Origin of the sequence: Pseudomonas sp. RW10S2 (genome assembly GCF_014268985.1) — a bacterium.
Lineage (GTDB): Bacteria > Pseudomonadota > Gammaproteobacteria > Pseudomonadales > Pseudomonadaceae > Aquipseudomonas > Aquipseudomonas wayambapalatensis.
Genome location: NZ_JABWRO010000005.1, coordinates 1 through 22,060, shown reverse-complemented (window position 1 = coordinate 22,060; position 22,060 = coordinate 1). Strand labels below are relative to the sequence as shown.

Sequence of the window (22,060 nt, the reverse complement as noted above, 5' to 3'; positions counted from 1 at the left end):
TCACTCAGGCACTCTTGCGCAGCTGATGGTGGGGGGCGAACAGCGGTACGGCACGTTCGGCGGCCAGGCCGATGCGCGCAGCCAGGGCATCACTGGAAACGCGATAGTCCTGCAGCTCGGCCTGACTGGCATAGACGCCGATGGGCAGGGTCAGTGCCTGCAGGAAACTGAACAGGGGGCGCAACTGATGATCCAGCACCAGCGCGTGGCGCTCGCTGCCGCCGGTTGCGGCCAGCAATACCGGGGTGTCGACCAGGGCGTCCTGGCCGATCAGGTCGAACAGGTGCTTGAAGTGCCCCGGGAAGCTGCCCCGGTAGACCGGCGTGGTCACCACCAGCAGGTCGGCCTGTTCGATGTGCTGCAGTTGCTGCTCGACGGTGTCGGGCAGTTCGCTACGCCACAGTGCAGCACCCAGTGGGCGGGCAATATCGCCCATCTCGATGAGGTGCGGCCGGATGTGCAGATGCTGGCCAAGCTCGGCGAGGATGGCTTCGGTCAATGCCAGGGTGCGCGAAGGGCGGGAAGTACCACCGGAGAGGGCAACGACGTTCAAGGGGCTGCTCATGGCGAGTCTCCTGTTCGGGTGAGCGGGGGACTTTGCTTGAGCAATCGTCGTGCCGAAGTTTCGATGCCTTTTGAATCAACGCGTTGCCGCGTTTTCTGCGACAACCGCCGTGTTGCCAGAGCAGCGGGGGTGTTGATCGGGTGTTGCGCTGCAAACAGTTGGCCGGTGTTGGCTGCTGCACAGTTGGGAACGTTATAGAGGAAGTTTTAACCGCATAAAAGGAATAAGAATTCATATTCTTATTCGTTTTTTTATAGTCCGCGCTTTGTCCCCCCTTACCCTGTCACCCCTTGCACCCCTGATCCTTTAGCTTGGCGCCATTTCCGACTGGCAAAAGCAGGATGCTTACCCATGCGCTTCAGCGAACTGATGGCTGTGCTCTCCACCCGTGCAATCCGACTTCAGCGTGACGATCAGGACCTCGTCGTCCATGGTGACGACGATGCCCTGGAGGACGCCCTGTGGGATGCATTGGCCGCACACAAGCCGGCGTTGCTGGAGATGCTCGCCCAACAGAACGACGACTGGCTGAGCCCGGCGTTCAAGATCACCCCGCAGATGCTGCCGCTGGTGGACCTCGACCAGCAGGCCATCGACCGCATTGTCGCCAGCATTCCCGGCGGCGCGGCCAACGTGCAGGACATCTATCCCCTGGCCCCGCTGCAGGAGGGCATGCTCTACCACCACCTGTCGGCCGATGCTGGCGACCCCTACCTGTTGCAGGCCCAGCTGCGCTTTGCCGACCAGGCGCATCTGGAGGCCTTCGCCGATGCGCTGGACTGGGTGATCCAGCGCCACGACATCCTGCGCACCTCGATGTACTGGGAGCGCCTGGACGAGCCGGTGCAGGTGGTCTGGCGCGAAGCACCGCTGGGGCGCGAAGCGCTGCAACTGCCTGGCCAGGACGAGCCGCTGGCGCAATTACGCAGGTTGCATGACTCCCGCCACTATCGCCTCGACCTGCGCCAGGCGCCGCTGTTGCGCCTGGTGCATGCCCAGGGTACGGGCAAGGAGGTCGCCGCTCTGTTGCTGTTCCACCACACGGTGATGGACCACACCGCACTCGACATCGTGCGCCGCGAGATCGGCGCCTGGCTGGCCGGCAATGCCGAACAGGTCGGGCCGGCGGTGCCGTTTCGCAACCTCCTGGCGCAGGCGCGTCAGGCGCTGGACGTGCCGGCGCATGAAGCGTTCTTCTCCGCGATGCTGGCTGATATCGACGAGCCTACCCTGGCCTTCGGCGTGGCCGAGGTCGAGGACCCGTCGGTGGAAGACGCCCGCCTGACCCTCGAGCGTGGGCTGAGCCTGCGCCTGCGCGCCCAGGCACGCCGTCTGGGCGTGAGCCCTGCAGCCATCACTCACCTGGGCCTGGCCCGTGTCCTGGGCCAGTTGTCGGGGCGCGAGGCGGTGGTGTTCGGCACCGTACTGCTCGGGCGCATGGAGGCCGGCGAGGGCGGCGAACAGGCGCTGGGCATGTTCATCAATACCCTGCCGGTGCGCATCGACGTCGGCGAGCAAGGCGTGCGCCAGGGGCTGCAGGCGACTCACACGCGCTTGACCGGCGTGCTCGGCCATGAACAGGCGCCGCTGGCGCTGGCCCAGCGCTGCAGTGCGGTGGCGGCGCCTGCGCCGCTGTTCAACACCGTCCTCAACTACCGCCATAGCGATGCCGCCGACGCCGCCGAAGTCATTGACATCGCCCCTGGCATCCAGGTGCTGGGCGCCGAAGAACGCACCAACTACCCGCTGACGATCAACATCGACGACCTCGGCGAAGACCTGCGCATCACCGCCCTGGTCGGCGGCGGGCTGGGCGCCCAGCGGATCGCGGGTTACCTGGCGCGGGCACTCGAGCAGATCGTCGAGGCCCTGGACAACGACCCGGATGCTCCGCTGAACAGGATCGATATCTTGCCTGCCGACGAGCGTGAGCAACTGATCCATGGCCAGAACCGTCCCTTGCTCGAGTTCGCCCTGACGCCGCTGGTGCACCAGCGCTTCGAGGCCCACGCCCAGGCGCGCCCGCAGGACACTGCGCTGATCTTCGAGCAGCAGAGCCTGAGCTACGGCGAACTCAACCAGCGGGCCAACCAGCTCGCTCATCGCCTGATCGAACTGGGCATTGGCCCGGATGACCGCGTGGCGATCTGCGTCGAGCGCGGCCTGGGCATGCTGGTCGGCCTGCTGGGCGTGCTCAAGGCCGGTGCGGGCTATGTGCCTATCGACCCTGCCTATCCTGCCGAGCGCATTGCCTTCACCTTGAGCGACAGTGCCCCGCGGGCCATCCTCACCCAGGCCGACAGCCTGGCGCTGCTGGGCGAGGTGACGGCACCGGTGATCGACCTGGACGACCCGTCGTTGCAGCTACAGCCCACCGGCAATCCGAAGCTCGCCGGGCTGCTGCCTTCGCACCTGGCCTATGTGATCTACACCTCCGGCTCCACCGGGCTGCCCAAGGGCGTGATGGTCGAGCATGGCAATGTCTCGCGCCTGTTCTCGGCGACCCACGACTGGTTCGCCTTCAACCGCCAGGACACCTGGGCGCTGTTCCACTCCTTCGCCTTCGACTTCTCGGTGTGGGAAATCTGGGGCGCGCTGGCTTTCGGAGGCCAGTTGCTGATCGTGCCGCAACGCATCAGTCGCTCGCCGGACGAGTGCTATGCCTTGCTTTGCCGCACGGGCGTCAGCGTTCTCAACCAGACGCCCAGTGCCTTCCGCCAACTGATCGCAGCGCAGGAGCGCAGCGAACTGCAACACTCCCTGCGCCAGGTGATCTTTGGCGGTGAGGCGTTGGAGCCCGGGATGCTCAAACCCTGGTACGCGCGCATCGGCAATGCCGGTACGCGTCTGGTGAACATGTACGGCATCACCGAAACCACCGTGCACGTCACCTACCGACCGCTGCAGGCCGCCGACGCGCAACTGGTTGGGGTAAGCCCGATCGGTTCGCGCATTCCCGACCTGCAGCTCTATGTACTCGACGCCCGCCGCCAGCCTGTGCCGACCGGTGTCACCGGTGAGCTGTACGTGGGCGGTGCCGGTGTCGCCCGCGGCTACCTGAACCGCGAAGCGCTCAGTGCCGAGCGCTTCATCGCCGACCCGTTCAACCCTGGCGGGCGTCTGTACAAGACTGGCGACCTGGCGCGCTGGGCCGCCGATGGCAGCCTGGATTACCTGGGCCGCAACGACGATCAGGTGAAGATTCGTGGCTTCCGCATCGAGCTGGGCGAGATCGAAGCACGCCTGGCGGCTTGTGCGGGGGTACGCGAGGCCGTGGTCATGGCACGTCGCGACAGCGCCGGCGAGCAGCGCCTGGTCGCTTACTGGCTGGCCGCCGCAGGCGCCGAGCCCGATGCTGCCGCGCTGCGTGACAGCCTGCTGTGCCACCTGGCCGAGTACATGGTGCCGGCGGCCTTCGTGCGCCTGGAAAGCTTCCCGCTGACCGCCAATGGCAAGCTCGACCGCAAGGCCTTGCCCGAGCCCGATGGCGAGGCCTTCGCCCGTCGCGCCTTCGAAGCGCCGCACGGGGAAGTGGAGCAACGCATCGCGGCGATCTGGCAGCAATTGCTGGGCCTGGAGCAGGTGGGCCGGCACGACAACTTCTTCGAGCTGGGCGGCCACTCGCTGTTGGCGGTCAAACTGGTGGAGCGCATGCGTCAGCAGGAACTGGCGGCCGACGTGCGCGTGCTGTTCGGCCAACCGACGTTGTCGGCGCTGGCGGCTGCGGTGAGCGCCGATCTACCGACGCAGGTGCCGATCAACCGCATTCCGGCGAACTGCCTGCGCATCGAACCGCACATGCTGCCACTGGCCGACCTCAGCCAGGACGAGATCGACACATTGACCGCCGGCATTCCGGGGGGTACGACCAATGTCCAGGACATCTACGGCCTGGCACCGCTGCAGCAGGGCATTCTCTACCACCATCTGGCCAGTTCCGGCGCCGACCCCTACGTGTTGCGGGCACGCTTCGCCTTTGCCGGCGAAGTGGAGCTGCAAGGCTTCGTCAAGGCGCTGGATTTGGTGATCGCCCGTCACGATATCCTGCGCACCAGCCTGCACTGGGAGGGACTGCAGGAAGCGGTGCAGGTGGTGCATCGCCAGGCGCAACTGCGCATCAGCGAGCAGGCCGACCTGCATCGCCTGGACCTAACGTGCGCGCCGTTGATGCAACTGGTGCGTCATGCCCAGGGTGAGCGGCTGGAGGCGACCTTGTTGCTGCACCATATCCTGCTCGACCATACTGCCGTCGAACGGCTGGTGGCCGAGGTGGGTGCCGCACTGCGGGGCCAGTCGCTGCACATCGACAGCGTGCCGTACCGCAACTACGTGGCGCGTGCGCGGCTGGATGCCGATCCTGCGGCCGATGAAGCGATGTTCCGCGAGATGCTCGCAGATATCGACGAGCCGACCGAGGTGTTCGGCCTGCGCGATGTGCAGGGCAATGGCGTGGAGGTGATCGACAGCCACCAGGCGCTGGACGGCACGCTGGCCGGGCGCCTGCGGGTGCAGGCCCGCGCGCTGGGGGTGAGCGTCGCCAGCCTGGTGCACCAGGCCTGGGGGCAGGTATTGGCGCAACTGAGCGGGCGCAGCGAGGTGGTGTTCGGCACTGTGCTGCTGGGCCGCCTGCAGGGTGGCGCCGGGGCGGATCGGGCGCTGGGCATGTTCATCAACACCTTGCCGCTGCGGGTCAGTGTCGATGCCGTTGGCGCCGCCGAAGGTGTGCGTCGTACCCATCAGCGTCTGGCACGCCTGCTCGGCCACGAGCAGGCGTCGCTGGCGCAGGCCCAGCGCTGCAGCGGTGTGCCGGCGTCCCAGGCGCTGTTCACCAGTTTGCTCAACTTCCGCCACAGCAGCGCCAAAGGCGCAGGGGATGGCCTGGGTTGGTCGGGCATCGAACTGTTGGCTTCGCGTGAACGCAGCAACTATCCGCTGGTGGTCAACGTCGATGATCTGGGGCAGGGCCTGGAACTGACCGTGCAGGCTGTGCCGCAGGTCGATGGCGTTCAGGTGTGCGCCTTGCTGGGCAGCGCCCTGGCGAACCTGGCCGATGCCCTGGAGACGGTTCCGGAAACACCCCTGCATGCGGTGTCCTGCCTGTCGCCCGAGGCGCGCGAGCAGGTGCTGCACGGATTCAACGCCACCGGCCGCGCCTACCCACGCGAACACGCGGTGCAGAGCTTGTTCGAGGCGCACGCCGCCCAAACCCCGGACGCGGTTGCCGTGGTGCACGGTCAGCGCCAGTGGCGTTACGGCGAGCTCGATCAGCACGCCAACCGGCTGGCTCGTCACCTGCTGGAACTGGGCGTGCGCCCGGGGCACCGTGTGGCGCTGCTGCTGCCGCGCTCCTTCGACCTGCTGGCCAGCCAGTTGGCCGTGATCAAGTGCGGCGCGGTCTATGTGCCACTGGATGCCAATGCACCGGTCGAGCGTCAGGCCTTCATGCTCCAAGACAGCCGTGCCACGCTGCTGCTGACCCAGGCCGATCAGCCGCAGGTCGGCGCAACACGCAGGCTAGAGCTGGATACCTTGGATCTGGCGGCCTATCCCGCCCACGGCCTGGACATTCCCGTGGATGCGCGGGCTGCGGCCTACATCATGTACACCTCCGGCTCGACCGGCCTGCCCAAGGGTGTTCTGGTGGCCCATCGCTCGATCGTGCGGCTGGTCATCAACAACGGCTTCGCCGACCTGCAAGGCGAGGACCGCGTGGCCTTTGCCTCCAACCCCGCGTTCGACGCCAGCACCCTGGAGGTCTGGGCGCCGCTGCTCAACGGCGGGCGCGTGGTGGTGATCGATCAGCATCAGGTGCTGTCGCACGAGGCCCTGGGCCAGGCATTGCTGGAGCATGAAGTCACGGTGCTGTGGCTGACCGCCGGGTTGTTCCACCAGTACGCCGCGCACCTGCTGCCGGTGTTCCGTTCGCTGCGTTACCTGATGATCGGTGGCGATGTGCTCGACCCCCAGGTGATTGCCCGTGTACTGCGCGAAGGCGCTCCGGCGCACCTGCTCAATGGCTATGGCCCGACCGAAGCCACGACCTTCAGTACCACCCATGAAATCCTCGCAGTGGGCGAGGGGGCGATCCCGATTGGCCGGCCGATTGGCAACAGCCTTTGCTATGTGCTCGATGCCTGGCGCCAGCCGGTGCCGATCGGTGCCGTCGGTGAGCTGTATATCGGCGGGGACGGGGTTGCCCTGGGCTACCTGAATCAGCCCGGCTTGACCGCCGAGCGCTTCTTCGAGGATCCGTTCAGCCAGACGCCGGGCGCACGCCTGTACCGTAGCGGCGACCTGGTCAGTTGGCAGGCTGACGGCACCTTGCGTTACCTGGGGCGCAACGACCAACAGGTCAAGCTGCGCGGCTTCCGTATCGAGCTTGGTGAAATCGAAGCGCGCCTTGCGGCGTGCGCCGGGGTGCAGGAAGCCGTGGTGCTGGTGCGCGAAGAGGGCCCGGGCGACAAGCGCCTGGTGGCCTGGTTCAGCACCGAAGACCGCGTCCCGCCGATCACCGAGCTGCATGCGCAATTGCAAGGCCAGTTACCCGACTACATGCTGCCGTCGGCCTATGTCCATGTCGGCCAGTGGCCGTTGACCGCCAACGGCAAGCTGGATCGCCAGGCGTTGCCGCAACCGGGCCAGGCCGCGGTGGTGAGTCGTGCCTTCGCCGCGCCTGAGGGCGAGGTGGAGATCGCGCTGGCCGCGATCTGGGCCGAAGTGCTCAAGGTCGATCGTGTCGGCCGACACGATCACTTCTTCGAGCTGGGTGGCCATTCGCTGCTGGCGGTCAGCCTGATCGAGCGCATGCGCAAGGCCGGCCTTGCCGCCGATGTGCGCGTGCTGTTCGCCCAGCCGACGCTGGCCGCGCTGGCCGCTGCGGTGGGCAGCGGACGCGAGGTGCGGGTGCCGGACAATCGCGTACCCGCCGGCGCCCAGCAGATCACCCCCGACATGCTCAGCCTGATCGAACTGGATCAGGCCACCATCGAGCGCATCGTCGCCACGGTGCCCGGCGGGGCAGCCAATGTGCAGGAGATCTACCCCCTGGCCCCACTGCAGGAGGGCATCCTGTACCACCATCTGAGTGCCGGACAGGGTGACCCCTACCTGCTGCAGTCGCGCCTGGCCTTCGACACCCTCGAACGCCTGCAGACCTGGGCTGATGCCCTGCAACAGGTCATCGATCGGCACGACATCCTGCGCACCTCGCTGGTCTGGGAAGGCCTGGCGCAGCCGGTGCAGGTGGTGTGGCGCCAGGCGAAGCTGGCCGTGATGCCGGTCGAGCTGGAGGGCGAAGGCGAGGTCATCGACCAATTGCAAGCGCGCTTCGACGCCCGCCAGCACCGGCTCGACCTGTCCCAGGCACCCCTGATGCGCCTGGTCTACAGCCAGGATCCGCGCAACGGCCAGGTCGTGGCAATCCTGTTGTTCCACCACCTGGCCCTCGACCACACCGCGATGGACGTGGTCGGCGCCGAAATGCACACCCTGCTGTTCGGCGACGTGGCCAACCTGAGCGCGCCGGTGCCGTACCGCAACTACGTGGCCCAGGCGCGTCTGGGCAGCGATGCGGCGGGCGCCGAGGCGTTCTTCCGCGACATGCTCGGTGATATAGACGAACCGACCCTGCCATTTGCCCAACAGGATGTTCAGGGCGAAGGCCACGGCATCGCCGAGGCGCACCAGGCCCTCGATGGCACGCTGGCCCGACGCCTGCGCGAACAGGCGCGTACCCTGGGCGTAAGCGCCGCGAGCCTGATGCATCTGGCCTGGGCGCGCCTGCTCGGTGTGCTGGCCAACCGCAGCGAGGTGGTGTTCGGCACGGTGCTGATGGGCCGCCTGCAAGGTGGTGAGGGGGCCGACCGGGCACTGGGCGTGTTCATCAACACCTTGCCGCTGCGGGTCGACACCCAGGTGGCGGTGGCCGAAGCAGTGCGTGCCACCCATGCCCGGCTGTCGGCACTGCTCGGCCATGAGCACGCGTCGTTGGCCATGGCCCAGCGTTGCAGTGGCGTACCGGCCGGGCAACCGCTGTTCAGCGCCTTGCTCAACTACCGCCACAGCGCTGCCGATGCGCCACGCGATGGCGAGGGTATCTGGCAGGGTGTGCGTCTTCTGGGCGGCGAAGAGCGCAGCAACTACCCGCTGACCTTGAGTGTCGACGACCGGGGCGAGGGGTTCACCCTGAGCGTGCTGGCCGTCGCCGACATCGGCGCTGAACGTATTGCGCAGTGGATGACCAACAGCATCGCGCAACTGGTCGCGGCCCTGGAACAAGCGCCGGGCACGCGGCTGGATGACCTGTCGGTGCTGGGTGCCGATGAACGTCGCCGCCTGCTGGTCGATTTCAACACCAGTGCCCGTGGCTATCCGCAGGGCCAGACCGTGCATGCGCTGGTCGAAGCCTGCGCCGCCCGCTCACCAGAAGCTCAAGCGGTAGTGCAGGGTGACGAAGTGCTCAGCTATGGCGAGCTCAATCGTGCCGCCAACCGCCTGGCCCACCACCTGATCGGCCTGGGCGTGCGGCCCGGGGCCCGGGTTGCGTTGTGCCTGCCGCGCACGCCGCAGCGCCTGGTGGCATTGCTGGCGGTGCTCAAGGCGGGCGCCGCCTACGTGCCGGTCGACCCCGGTTACCCGGCCGAGCGTATTGCCTATCTGCTCGAGGACAGCGCCCCGGCACTGGTGCTTGCCGACACGCGCCAGCACAGCCTGGCGCAGCACATCGCACGCCTGGACCTGGACCGCGGCGACTGGCAGTCCGCTGCCGAGCATGATCCGCAGGTGCCGGGCCTGGAGGCCGATGCGCTTGCCTATGTGGTCTACACCTCCGGTTCCACCGGCCAGCCCAAGGGCGTGATGGTCGAGCACCGTACCCTGGCCAACCTGGTGCACTGGCACTGCGAGGCCTTTGCCCTGCGCGCCGGTAGCCACACCTCCAGCGTGGCCGGATTCGGTTTCGACGCCATGGCCTGGGAAGTCTGGCCGGCCCTGTGCGCAGGCGCCGTGGTGCACCTGCCGCCTGCTACGCTTGCCAACGAACAGGTCGATGCCTTGCTCGACTGGTGGCTGGAGCAGCCGCTGCAGGTCAGCTTCCTGCCAACCCCGGTAGCCGAGCAGGCCCTGCGCCGCGAGCGTCAGCACGCCAGCCTGCGTACGTTGCTGATCGGTGGTGACCGCCTGCGTCAGTTCGAGCGTGATCCGGGCTTTGCCGTGATCAATAACTACGGCCCGACCGAAACCACCGTGGTTGCCACCTCGGGGCAGGTGCAGGTCGGTGGTGCGCTGCACATCGGCACCGCCATCGCCAATACCCAGATCTATGTGCTCGACGAGCGCCGCCAGCCGGTGCCGGTAGGCGCGGCGGGCGAGCTGTACATCGGTGGCGACGGGGTTGCCCGCGGCTACCTGAACCGGCCCGAACTGACCGAGCAGCGTTTCGTCGCCGATCCGTTCAGCGCGCGAGCTGATGCGCGGATGTACCGCAGTGGCGACCTGGTGCGCTGGAACGCCGACGGCACGCTCGACTACCTCGGACGTAACGACGACCAGGTAAAGATCCGTGGTGTGCGCGTAGAACTTGGCGAGATCGAAGCGGCCGTGGCCGCCCAGCCTGGCGTGCGTGACGCGGTGGTACTGGTACGCGGCGAGCGCTTACTGGCCTGGTACACCGAGTACGCACCGGTCGAGGGCTTGCGCCAGGCCTTGCAGGCCAGTCTGCCGGGCCATCTGGTGCCGTTGGCGTTCATCCGCCTGCAGGCCTTGCCGTTGACCAGCCACGGCAAGCTCGACCGCAGGGCGCTGCCAGATCCGGATCCGGCCGATCTGCCGGTGGCGGCCTATGTAGCCCCGCAGGACGAGACCGAGCAGGTCATGGCGCAGGTCTGGGCCGAGCTGCTGGGCCTGGAGCGGGTAGGGCGGCATGACAACTTCTTTGAACTGGGTGGGCATTCGCTGCTCGCTGTCAGCCTGATCGAGCGCCTGCGCCAGCTGGGCCTGGAGGCTGATGTGCGCTTGCTGTTCAGCCAGCCGAGCGTGGCGACGCTGACCGCAGCGCTTGGCCAGGGCCGCCAGGTACAGGTGCCGGCCAACCGCATTGCCCCCGGCTGCACCCGTATCACACCCGACATGCTCAGCCTGATCGAACTGGACCAGGCCGCCATCGACCGTGTGGTGGTGAGCGTGCCCGGCGGTGCGGCCAATGTGCAGGACATCTACCCACTCGCACCGCTGCAGGAAGGCATTCTCTACCATCATCTGAGCGCTGCCGGTGCCGACCCGTACCTGCTGCAATCGCAGCTGGTATTCGACAGCCCGGCGCGGCTGCAGGCGTTTGCCGGCGCGCTGCAAAGCGTCATTGCCCGTCACGATATCCTGCGCACCGCCGTGCTGTGGGAAGGGCTGGCGCAGCCGTTGCAGGTGGTCTGGCGCCAGGCCGAACTGCCGATGATCGACACCGCCTGCGAGTCTGCGCAGCGTTTCGACACCCTGGCGCTGAACCAGGCGCCGCTGGTGCGCCTGCTCTATCGCCGTGCAGGGGAGCGCATCGAGGCGACTTTGCAGTTCCATCACCTGGTGCTTGACCACACGGCGCTTGAGGTGGTGCGCGCAGAAATGCTCGGTTACCTGCACGGGCTGCCCGCGCCGAGCGAGCCGGCCGTGCCGTACCGCAATTACGTGGCCCAGGCGCGCCTCGGCGTCAGCGAGGCCGAGCACGAGGCGTTCTTCCGTGAACAACTGGCCGATATCGACGAGCCGACCCTGCCGTTCGGCCTGCGTGACATCCAGGGCGACGTGCACAACATCGAGCAGGCCCAGGTGCACCTGGACCCGCAGCTGAACCAACGCCTGCGCAGCCAGGCACGCCAGCTCGGCGTGAGTACTGCCAGCCTGCTGCACCTGGCCTGGGCGCGCCTGCTGGGCAGCGCCAGTGGTCGCGACAACGTGGTGTTCGGCACGGTGCTGCTGGGGCGCATGCAAGGTGGCGCGGGCAGCGGGCATGGCCTGGGCATGTTCATCAACACCTTGCCACTGCGCGTTGACCTGGCGGGGCACGGTGTCCGTGAAGGTGTGCGAGCCACCCACGCACGGCTGAGCGCGCTGCTGACTCATGAGCATGCAGCGCTGGCCCTGGCCCAGCGTTGCAGCGGCGTGGTCGCACCGATGCCACTGTTCAGTGCCATGCTCAACTACCGGCACAGCGCCAGCGCTGCCGAGACCGAAACCCAGCGTCAGGCCTGGCAGGGTATCGAGACACTGGCCAGCGAAGAGCGCACCAACTACCCCTTGAGCCTGAACGTGGATGACCTGGGCGATGGCCTGCGCCTGACCGTGCAGGTACTGCCTGCGGTAGGTGCCGAGCGGGTCTGCGGGCAACTGCAGCAGGTGCTGGAGGGCCTGGTGGAAGCACTCGAGCGTCAGCCCGACCTGCCGCTGAACCAGCTGCCGGTGCTGGAGCACGAGGAACGCCAACGCCTGCTGCTCGGCTTCAACGCGACTGCCGTGGACTACGACCTCGCGCAGACCGTGCACGGCCTGTTCGAGGCCCAGGTCGAACGCACGCCGGAGCGCATCGCGCTGATCGCTGAGCAAAGCCAACTGAGCTACAGCGCGCTGAACGCGGAGGCCAACCGCCTGGCCCATCACCTGATTGCACTCGGGGTGAAGCCGGATGATCGCGTGGCGATCTGCGTCGAGCGCGGTCTGTCGATGGTCATTGGCTTGTTGGCGATCCTCAAGGCGGGCGGTGCCTATGTGCCGGTCGATCCGGATTATCCGGCCGACCGCATCCGCCATATGCTCACCGACAGCGCGCCGGTGGCGGTGCTGGGGCATGCGGCTACCCGTGGGGTGCTGGCAGCGTTCGAGGTGCCGCAGGTCGATTTGGACTTGCCCGAGTGGCATGCGCTTTCCAGCGAGAATCCGAAGGTTGCCGGCCTTACTCCGCAACACCTGGCCTATGTGATCTATACCTCTGGCTCCACCGGCCTGCCCAAGGGCGTGATGAACGAGCACGCCGGGGTGGTCAATCGCCTGCTCTGGACCCAGGATGCCTATGGCCTGGGCGCTGACGACGTAGTACTGCAGAAAACCCCGTTCAGCTTCGACGTGTCGGTGTGGGAGTTCTTCTGGCCGCTGCAGACCGGTGCACAACTGGTCATGGCACGCCCGGGCGGGCACCGTGACCCTGGCTACCTGCGCCAGGTGATGGCTGCCGAGTCGGTCACGACCCTGCACTTCGTCCCTTCGATGCTCGACGTGTTCCTCGCCTATGGCGATGCCGAACCTGCAGCGCTGCGTCGGGTGCTGTGCAGCGGCGAAGCGTTGCCCGGCAGCCTGGTACGGCGCTTCAAGGCGCAGTTGCCAAGTGTCGAGTTGCACAACCTGTACGGCCCGACCGAAGCCGCAGTGGACGTCAGTGCCTGGCACTGCGCCGAACCACTGGAGCAGACGCCGGACAACACCCCGATCGGCAAGCCGATCGCCAACACCACGCTGTATGTGCTCGACGCCCAGGGTCAGCCAGTGCCGCAGGGCGTTGCCGGCGAGCTGTACATCGGCGGCGTACAGGTCGCCCGCGGCTACCTGAATCGCGAGCAACTGAGCGCCGAGCGCTTCATCGAAGACCCGTTCAGCACCCGCCCCGGCGCACGTCTGTATCGCACTGGAGACCTGGCTCGGCACCTGGCCGACGGCACCCTGGAATACCTGGGGCGTAACGACGACCAGGTGAAGGTCCGCGGCCTGCGCATCGAACTGGGCGAGATCCAGGCCTGCCTGACCCGCATCGCAGGCATCAAGGAAGCCGCTGTATTGGCTCTGGACTTGCCGCCAGCCGGCAAGCGCCTGGTGGCGTACTACACCGGGGTCGTGCACACGGCAGATGCCTTGAGGGGGCAGTTGCAGGTTCAACTACCCGAATTCATGGTGCCAGCACAGTTCGTGCGCCTGCCGGCCCTGCCGCTGAGCCCCAACGGCAAGCTCGACCGCAAGGCACTGCCTGTTCCCGCCGTCGAGGCCTTGCAACGCCAGGCCTACCAGGCCCCCGAAGGTGATACCGAGCGCCTGCTCGCCGAGTTGTGGGGCGAGTTGCTGGGCGTGGAGCGGGTAGGGCGACACGACAACTTCTTCGAATTGGGCGGCCATTCGCTGCTGGCCGTGACCCTGGTCGCTCGCCTGCGCACCCGGGGGTTGGCCTTGGATATCCAGGCGCTGTTCACCGAGCCGGACCTGGTGGCCCTTGCCGCGACGGTCGAGACCCTCGACCAGGTGCAGGTGCCTGCCAACCGCATCGCCGCCGATTGCCCGCGCATTACGCCTGAGCTGCTGCCGCTGGTGGCGCTGACGCAAGAGGCGATCGAGCGCATCGTCGGCCAGGTGGATGGCGGTACCGCCAATGTCCAGGACATCTATCCGCTCGGGCCGCTGCAGGCGGGCATGCTCTATCACCACCTGGCCGGAGAAGGTGAGGCGGCCTATGTGCTGGAGGTACGTTTCCTGCTCGCCGACCGGTGGCGTTTGCAGGCTCTGCACCGCGCCTTGGACCAGGTGATTGCGCGTAACGATATCCTGCGCAGTGCCTTCCACTGGGATGGGCTGGCCGAACCTGTGCAGGTGGTCTGGCGCCATGCACCGCTGGATGTGGTGCAGGAGGACGATGCCATCGAGCCGCGCCGCTTCGACCTGGCCCGCGCACCGTTGCTGCGCCTGGTACACCGTACTGACCCGAGTACCGGACGAATCAGCGCTACGCTGCTGTTCCACCATCTGGTCATGGATCACGTCGCCCTCGAGGTGTTGCGCAGCGAGCTGCAAGCCTGTCTGCTCGAACAGGCCCATGCGCTGCCAGCGGCGGTGCCTTACCGCAACTACATCGCCCAACTGCAGCGTGGGGCGGGCGAGGCGGCCCATGAAGCCTTCTTCCGCGAGCAACTGGCCGATATCGACGAACCCACCCTGCCTTACGGCGGCTATGCAACGCCACACCAGGATGCCCAGGCGCAGCACCATCAGCGTCTGGACCATGCGCTGAACCTGCGCATCCGCGAACAGGCCCGTCGCCATAACGTCAGTGCTGCCAGCCTGATGCACCTGGCCTGGGCCCAGGTACTCGGACAACTGAGCGGGCGCGACAGCGTGGTGTTCGGCACCGTGCTGCTCGGTCGGCTGCAGGGCGGCGAGGGCGCAGAGCGGGCCTTGGGGGTCTACATCAATACCTTGCCGCTGCGCCTGGACCTTGTCGGACAGCCCGTGCTGGCGGCGTTGCAGCAAGCCCACCAACGCCTGACCGGCCTGCTGGCCCATGAGCAAGCACGCCTTGCGCTGGCCCAGCGCTGCAGTGGCTTGCCTACGGGGGCTGCGTTGTTCAGTGCGTTGCTCAACTATCGCCATGGCACGTTGGCCGGGCAGGGCGAGGCTGCGCGCAAGGCGTGGGACGGTATCGAGTTGGTCGAGGCGCACGAGCGCAGCAACTACCCGTTGGCGTTGAGCGTCGATGACCTGGGCCTGGCGTTCGAGCTGACCGCGCAAACCGAGCAGGGCATCGATGCCCGGCGGATCTGCGGTTACGTGGAGCACGCCCTGCACCTGCTGTTGCAGGCACTTGAGACGGGCGCCTGCGAAGGGCTCGAGCGCCTGAGCGTGGTGCCGATGGCCGAGGCCCGGCAGTTGCGCGAGGCCTTCAACGCCACCACGCGTGACTACCCGCGCGACCTGCCGGTGCATCGCCTGTTCGAACAACAGGTGGCGCGGCATCCATTGTCCATCGCCGCCCGTGACGGGGCGCACAGCCTGACCTACGGCGAGCTCAACGAGCAGGCCAACCGCCTGGCCCACCACCTGATCGAGCAAGGCGTGGCGCCGGGCGACCATGTGGCGATCCTGCTGCCGCGTTCGTTGGCACTGCTCCAGGCCCAGCTGGCCATCGCCAAGTGCGGTGCGGTCTATGTGCCGCTGGACATCCATGCACCGGCCGAGCGACAGGGCTTCATGGTGCAGGACTGCCAGGCCGTGGCGCTGATCTGCGACAGCTCGGCGACCCTGAGCTACCACGCGCGCCGCATCGACCTCGATCGCCTGGACCTGAACCGTCAGCCCGGTCACAACCCGGGGCTGGCCCAGGGTGGGGATACGGTCGCCTACGTCATGTACACCTCAGGTTCCACCGGTACGCCCAAGGGCGTGCGTGTGCCCCATCGTGGCATCGCCCGCCTGGTGCTGAACGATGGCTACGCCGACTTCAGCGCCCAGGACCGCATCGCTTTCGCCTCCAACCCTGCGTTTGATGCCAGCACCATGGATGTCTGGGGGGCGTTGCTCAACGGTGGCCAGGTGTTGGTCATCGATCACGACACCTTGCTCGATCCCGTGCGACTGGGCGCGACCCTGCGTGAAGGAGGCGCCACGGTGCTGTTCGTCACCACGGCGTTGTTCAACCAGTATGTGCAGATGATCCCTGACGTGCTGGCAGGGTTGCGCGTGCTGCTGTGCGGTGGCGAACGGGCGGATCCGGCAGCGTTTCGCAGCTTGCTGGGGCAGGCACCGGGCCTGCGCCTGGTGCATTGCTACGGGCCGACGGAAACCACCACCTATGCCACCGCCGGGCAGGTTCGCCACGTGCCGGCGGACGCCGAACTGGTGCCGATCGGAGGGCCGGTCGGCAGTACCCAGGTGCATGTGCTGGACGCGCACCTGCGTCCGGTGCCGCTTGGGGCAGTAGGTGAGTTGTACATCGGTGGCGATGGAGTGGCGCTGGGCTACCTAAACCGTCCGGAACTCACCGCCGAGCGCTTTATCGACGACCCGTTCAGCCCGCAGCCGGGCGCACGCCTGTACCGCACCGGCGATCTGGGCCGCTGGCGCGACGACGGCCAGCTGGAGTGCCTGGGGCGCAACGACGACCAGGTGAAGATCCGCGGTTTCCGTATCGAACTGGGCGAAGTCGAGCAGCACCTGGCGCTGTGTCCGGGCATCGGCGACGTGGTAGTCATGGCCCTGACCCTGACGCAGGGACCGGCTCAGCTGGTCGCCTGGTTCACCCGCACAGACCCGACTCTCGATGCCGCCGCTGTGCGGGGTTGGCTGCAGGGACGCCTGCCGGCGTACATGGTGCCGTCGGCCTGCGTCGCGCTCGATGCGCTGCCGCTGACCAACAACGGCAAGATCGACCGCAAGGCGCTGCCGCGTCCAGCGATGCAGGACCTTGCCGAGAGCCGTTACGAGGCCCCGGCCACCGCGCTGGAGCAACAGCTCGCGACGCTCTGGGCGCAGGTGCTGGAGGTCGGGCAGGTGGGGCGCCATGACAGCTTCTTTGCTCTGGGCGGTCATTCGCTGCTGGCGATCCGGCTGGTGGGCCTGTTGCGCGAACAGGGGCTGCAGGTATCGCTTGCCGAGCTGTTCCAGCATGCCAGCGTGGCGGCGTTGGCCGGGCATCTGCAGGCGGCAACGCCGGAGACGGACCTGGTGTGCGTGCGCGCTGAGGGCGACGAACCGGCGCTGTTCCTGATCCACGAGTTCAGCGGCATGGACTTCTACTTCCCGGTACTGGGCCAGCAACTGGACGGTGATTTCCCGATCTACGGCGTGCCGGGCCTTGCCTTGGGCGAGGCGCAGCCGGACACCCTGGAGGCCCTGGCCCGCGCACAACTGGAGCGTATCCGCAGGGTCCAGCCACACGGGCCATACCGGCTTGCCGGCTGGTCGTTCGGCGGCGTGCTGGCCTATGAAATCGCCGCGCAACTGCTGGGGGCGGACGAGCAGGTCGAGTTCCTGGGCTTGATCGACACCTGGCAGCCGCGCCTGGTCGACCAGGGCAAGGCACGCTGGCAGGGTGCGCGCCTGCTGCAACAGCAACTGCTGCTGCACTGCGCCGGGTACTGGCAAGGGCTCGGCGCAAACGGCGCGGCGCAACTGGCCAGGGTCAATGCCCTGGAGGCTGGGCAAGCCGACTTCGCCACCTTGCTGGCGGCCTGTCGTGAGCAGGGGTTGCTGTATCCGCAACTGGCCGCCGCAAGCGATGACGCACTGAAATTGTTCTTCGAGCGCGAGATCGCCCACGGCCATGCCATGGCCCACTACCGCCCGGAACCGCTGGGCATTGCCATCCACCTGCTGCGTGCCGAGCAGGGTGGGCCGCGTCACGCCGAGCAGCCGAACCTTGGCTGGGAGCGCACGGTGCCGGCTGGCCAGTTGCAGTGCATCGCGGTGCCCGGCGATCACCTGAGCATGATGCAGGCGCCTCACGTGCAGGGCCTGGGACGTGCGCTCGTTGCAGCGCTGCGGGCCGCCCGTGCGGGCATCGGCGAGAAACCGGTGGTGGCTTATCAGCCGCTGGTGGCGATCCAGAGCGGGCAGGTCGGCCATGCGCCGCTGTTCTGTGTGCCGGGGGCCGGCGACAGTGTGACCAGCTTCATCGGCCTGGCCGAGGCGCTGGGGGCCAACTGGCCGGTGTACGGCCTGCAATCGCGTGGCCTTGATGGCTCCGCCACACCCCACAGCAGCATCGAAGCTGCGGCGGCCTGCCATGTCCAGGCCATCGAAGCCCTGTACCCGCAGGGGCCGTTGAACCTGGTCGGGCATTCCTTCGGTGGCTGGGTGGCGCATGCCATGGCGGCGCGGTTGCAGGCACAGGGGCGCGAGGTGCGCTCATTGACCTTGATCGACAGCGAGTCACCGGGTGGCAACAGCGTCTGCGGTCGGCCCTACACCGCAGGTGCAGCGCTGAATCGGCTGATCGAATCGTTGCAGCTGGCCAGTGGGCGCTCGCTGGACATCGACGGCCAGGCCTTTGCCGCGCTGGACGACGAGCAGCAGCTCGAGCGCTTGCACCAGGCCATGGTTCGCGTCGGGCTGATGCCCGCGCGTTCTTCCGCCAGGGCGCTGCATGGGATCGCCCGGACCTTCTCCAGCGCGCTGCGTACGCCATACCTGGCACAGGCCGATTACAGCGGCCCGGCAAGCCTGGTGCTGGTAGCCGACGCGACCCTGGATGCGGCCGGCAACCAGCGCGAACAGTCGGCGATGCTTGCCGGTTGGCAGCGTCTGCTGCCGCAACTGGAGGTGTGGTACGGCCCTGGCAACCACTTCAGCATCCTCAAGGCACCGGATGTGTTCAGCCTTGCGGCCTGGTGGCATGACGGGCAGGCGCTGCAGCGGGTCACTCATTGATTGTGGGAGCGGGCTGGTCCCGCGATTGCAGCACCGCGGTATCTGGCACCGGCTTTGACCGGTGATTGCGAGGCCAGCCCGCCCCCACAAGGGGCGGTGCGGCACGCAGGCCTTTGGAACGGATGAACGAGTATTTATGGACAAGAGCAGATTTCGCAAGATAAGCCTGTGCTGCGCCCTGGCGCTGGTGGCCGGGATCACGCTGTACGCGGTACAGGCCCCGGCCACGCCGCCGCGCTACATCACTGCCACGGTCGAGCGTGGTGACATCGAGAACGCGGTGCTGGCCACTGGTGTGCTCGAGGGCATCCGCCAGGTGGATGTCGGGGCGCAGGTTTCCGGGCAGTTGCGCTCGCTGAAGGTCAAGCTGGGCGACAAGGTGACCAAGGGCCAGTGGCTCGCCGAGATCGATCCGCTGGTGCTGCGCAACACGCTGCGCCAGGCCCAGGTCGATGAAGAAAAGCTGCAGGCCGAGCGGCGCTCGACCCTGGCCCGGGTCAACCAGACCCGTCGGGTATACGAGCGTTACAGCGCGTTGCAGGACGACGAGTCGATCTCGCGCCAGGACTTCGAGAACGCCGAGTCCGAATACCAGGTGCAGCAGGCCACCCTGCACTCGCTGGACGCGCAGATCAAGAGTGCCCAGGTGCAGATCGACACCGCCAAGGTCAACCTCGACTACACCCGCATCAGCGCGCCCATCGACGGCGATGTGGTGGGCATCGTCACCCAGGAAGGGCAAACCGTGATCGCCCAGCAACTGGCGCCGGTGATCCTCAAACTGGCCGACCTGGACACCATGACGGTCAAGGCTCAGGTCTCCGAAGCCGACGTGATCCATATCAGCCCCGGCCAGCAGGTGTACTTCACCATCCTCGGCGAAGACAAGCGCTACTACGCGACCTTGCGCGGCACGGAACCGGCGCCGCAGAACTACCTGGAGAGCACCGACAAGAGTGGCGCTGGCGCGCCGAAGCAGAACACCGCGGTGTTCTACAACGCCTTGTTCGAAGTGCCCAACCCTGACCACCGCCTGCGCATCTCCATGACCGCCCAGGTGCGCATCGTGCTGGCCACCGCCGAGGCGGTGCTCAGTGTGCCGGTGGCGGCGCTTGGGCCGCGCAGTGGTGACGGCAGCTTTCCGGTGCGGGTGGTCGACGCCAAGGGCTTTGCCCAGGTGCGCCAGGTGCAGGCCGGGATCAACAACAATGTCAGGGTCGAGATCAGGCAGGGGCTGGACGAGGGCGACCGGGTCGTAATTGGCGAGCCCATCGGCGACGCGGCGGGGGCATGAGCATGAACATGAACGTCGAGCTGGCCTCGCGGCGCACCACCGCCGTCGAAACCGGCCAGCCGCTGCTGCGCCTGGAGGGCGTGAGCCGCAGTTTCATGGCGGGAGATCGCGAGTTTCTTGCCCTGCGCCATATCGATCTGGAAATCAACGCGGGCGAGCTGGTGGCGATCATCGGCGCCTCGGGCTCGGGCAAGTCGACGCTGATGAACATCCTCGGCTGCCTGGATCATGCCAGCGCCGGTTCCTATCAGGTGGGTGGCCAGGAAACCCGCGACATGGACGATGAGGCGCTGGCCGCGCTGCGCCGTGACCATTTCGGCTTCATCTTCCAGCGTTATCACCTGCTGCCGCATCTGGACGCCCTGCGCAATGTCGAGATCCCGGCGGTGTATGCCGGTACGCCCCAGGCGCAGCGTCACGAGCGGGCCCAGGAACTGCTCAAGCGCCTGGGCCTGGCCGGGCACCTGACGCATCGCCCCAGCCAACTGTCGGGCGGTCAGCAGCAGCGGGTGAGTATCTGCCGGGCCTTGATGAACGGCGGCGAGGTGATCCTCGCGGACGAGCCTACCGGCGCCCTCGACACGGCCAGCGGCAAGGAAGTGATGGCCATCCTGCTGGAGCTGCACGCAGCCGGGCACACCGTGATCCTGGTGACCCACGACCCCAAGGTCGCAGCCCATGCCGAGCGCATCATCGAGGTCAGCGACGGGCAGATCGTCAGCGATCAGCGCAACACGCCGCAGGCCTCGCCCGATGCGGCCATCCCCGAGCCGCAACGCAAGGCCCGTCCGCCACGGCGCCTGGTGGCCAGCCTGGGCTTGTTCCGTGAAGCGTTCAACATGGCCTGGATCGCATTGATCTCGCACCGCATGCGCACGTTGCTGACCATGCTCGGGATCGTCATCGGCATCACCTCGGTGGTGTCGATCTCGGCGATCGGCGAGGGCGCCAAAGGCTACGTGCTCAAGGATATCCAGGCGATCGGCAGCAACACCATCGACATCTATTCAGGCAGCAACTTCGGTGACAGCCGGGCCAAGGCCATCGAGACCCTGGTGCTGGCCGACGTCACTGCGCTCAACCAGCTGTATTACGTCGACAGTGCAACGCCGGTGATCGGCCGCAGCATGCTGGTGCGCTACCGCAACCTGGACCTGGACGTACAGCTCAATGGCGTCAGCGAACGCTACTTCCAGGTGCGCAACATCAACCTGGCTGCTGGCATCGCCTTCAGCGAAAGCGATGCCCGGCGCCAGGCGCAAGTGGTGGTGATCGACCACAACACGCGCTTGCGGCTGTTCGGCGAGGGGGGCGATCCGCTCGGGCAGGTGATCCTGATCGGCAATCTGCCGTGCACGGTGATCGGCGTGACCACCGAGAACAAGAACCTGTTCGCCGCCAGCAACGCGCTGAACGTCTGGGTGCCCTACGAAACTGCTGCCGGGCGTCTGCTGGGGCAGCGTCACCTGGATAGCATCAGCGTGCGAATCAAGGACGGCATGCCCAGCAAGCGGGTAGAAGAGGAGGTCAACAGCTTGATGCTGCAGCGCCACGGCACCAAGGACTTTTTCACCAACAACCTCGACAGCATCATGCAGACGGTGCAGAAAACCAGCCGTTCGCTGACCCTGCTGCTGTCGTTGATCGCGGTAATTTCATTGGTGGTGGGGGGTATCGGGGTGATGAACATCATGCTGGTGTCGGTCACCGAACGTACCCGTGAGATCGGCATCCGCATGGCCGTCGGTGCCCGGCAGTCGGACATTCGCCAGCAGTTCCTGGTGGAGGCGGTGATGGTCTGCCTGTTCGGCGGGCTGGTGGGGATCGCGTTGTCTTATGGGATTGGCTACCTGTTCACACTGTTCGTCAAACAGTGGGAGATGGTGTTCTCGCCGGCCTCGATTGCCACCGCGTTCGCCTGTTCGACGTTGATCGGCATCGTGTTCGGGTTTGTGCCCGCACGAAACGCCGCACGGCTGGACCCGATCGAAGCCTTGGCGCGGGATTGAACTGACGTGTCGCTGACGCACGGCTTTGGT

The 22,060-nt window shown here is 66.9% G+C and carries 4 protein-coding genes and 1 pseudogene; 4 read left to right on the top strand and 1 reads right to left on the bottom strand.

Annotation, left to right across the window (positions count from 1 at the left end):
* Positions 1 to 4 precede the first annotated feature (4 nt).
* Complete coding sequence (gene msuE / locus HU729_RS02295) at positions 5 to 565, bottom strand: FMN reductase (RefSeq protein WP_186708135.1); 561 nt, start codon at positions 563 to 565, stop codon at positions 5 to 7.
* A gap of 351 nt (positions 566 to 916) precedes the next feature.
* Here msuE and HU729_RS02290 point away from each other — a divergent pair.
* From HU729_RS02290 to HU729_RS02280, 4 genes and pseudogenes are all read left to right on the top strand, one after another.
* A pseudogene (locus HU729_RS02290) lies at positions 917 to 13,834 on the top strand (amino acid adenylation domain-containing protein); the annotation flags it as partial.
* Positions 13,832 to 18,727, top strand: a complete 4,896-nt coding sequence (locus HU729_RS25700) for an amino acid adenylation domain-containing protein (RefSeq protein WP_346655282.1) — start codon at positions 13,832 to 13,834, stop codon at positions 18,725 to 18,727. The pseudogene HU729_RS02290 and the gene HU729_RS25700, both read left to right, overlap by 3 nt.
* 136 nt (positions 18,728 to 18,863) lie before the next feature.
* Complete coding sequence (gene macA / locus HU729_RS02285; RefSeq protein WP_186708131.1) at positions 18,864 to 20,021, top strand: macrolide transporter subunit MacA; 1,158 nt, start codon at positions 18,864 to 18,866, stop codon at positions 20,019 to 20,021.
* A 2-nt stretch (positions 20,022 to 20,023) separates the two neighbouring features.
* The gene (locus tag HU729_RS02280) at positions 20,024 to 22,030 is read left to right on the top strand and encodes a MacB family efflux pump subunit (RefSeq protein WP_186708211.1); all 2,007 of its coding nucleotides are present in this window, start codon (positions 20,024 to 20,026) and stop codon (positions 22,028 to 22,030) included.
* The last annotated feature ends 30 nt before the right edge of the window (positions 22,031 to 22,060 follow it).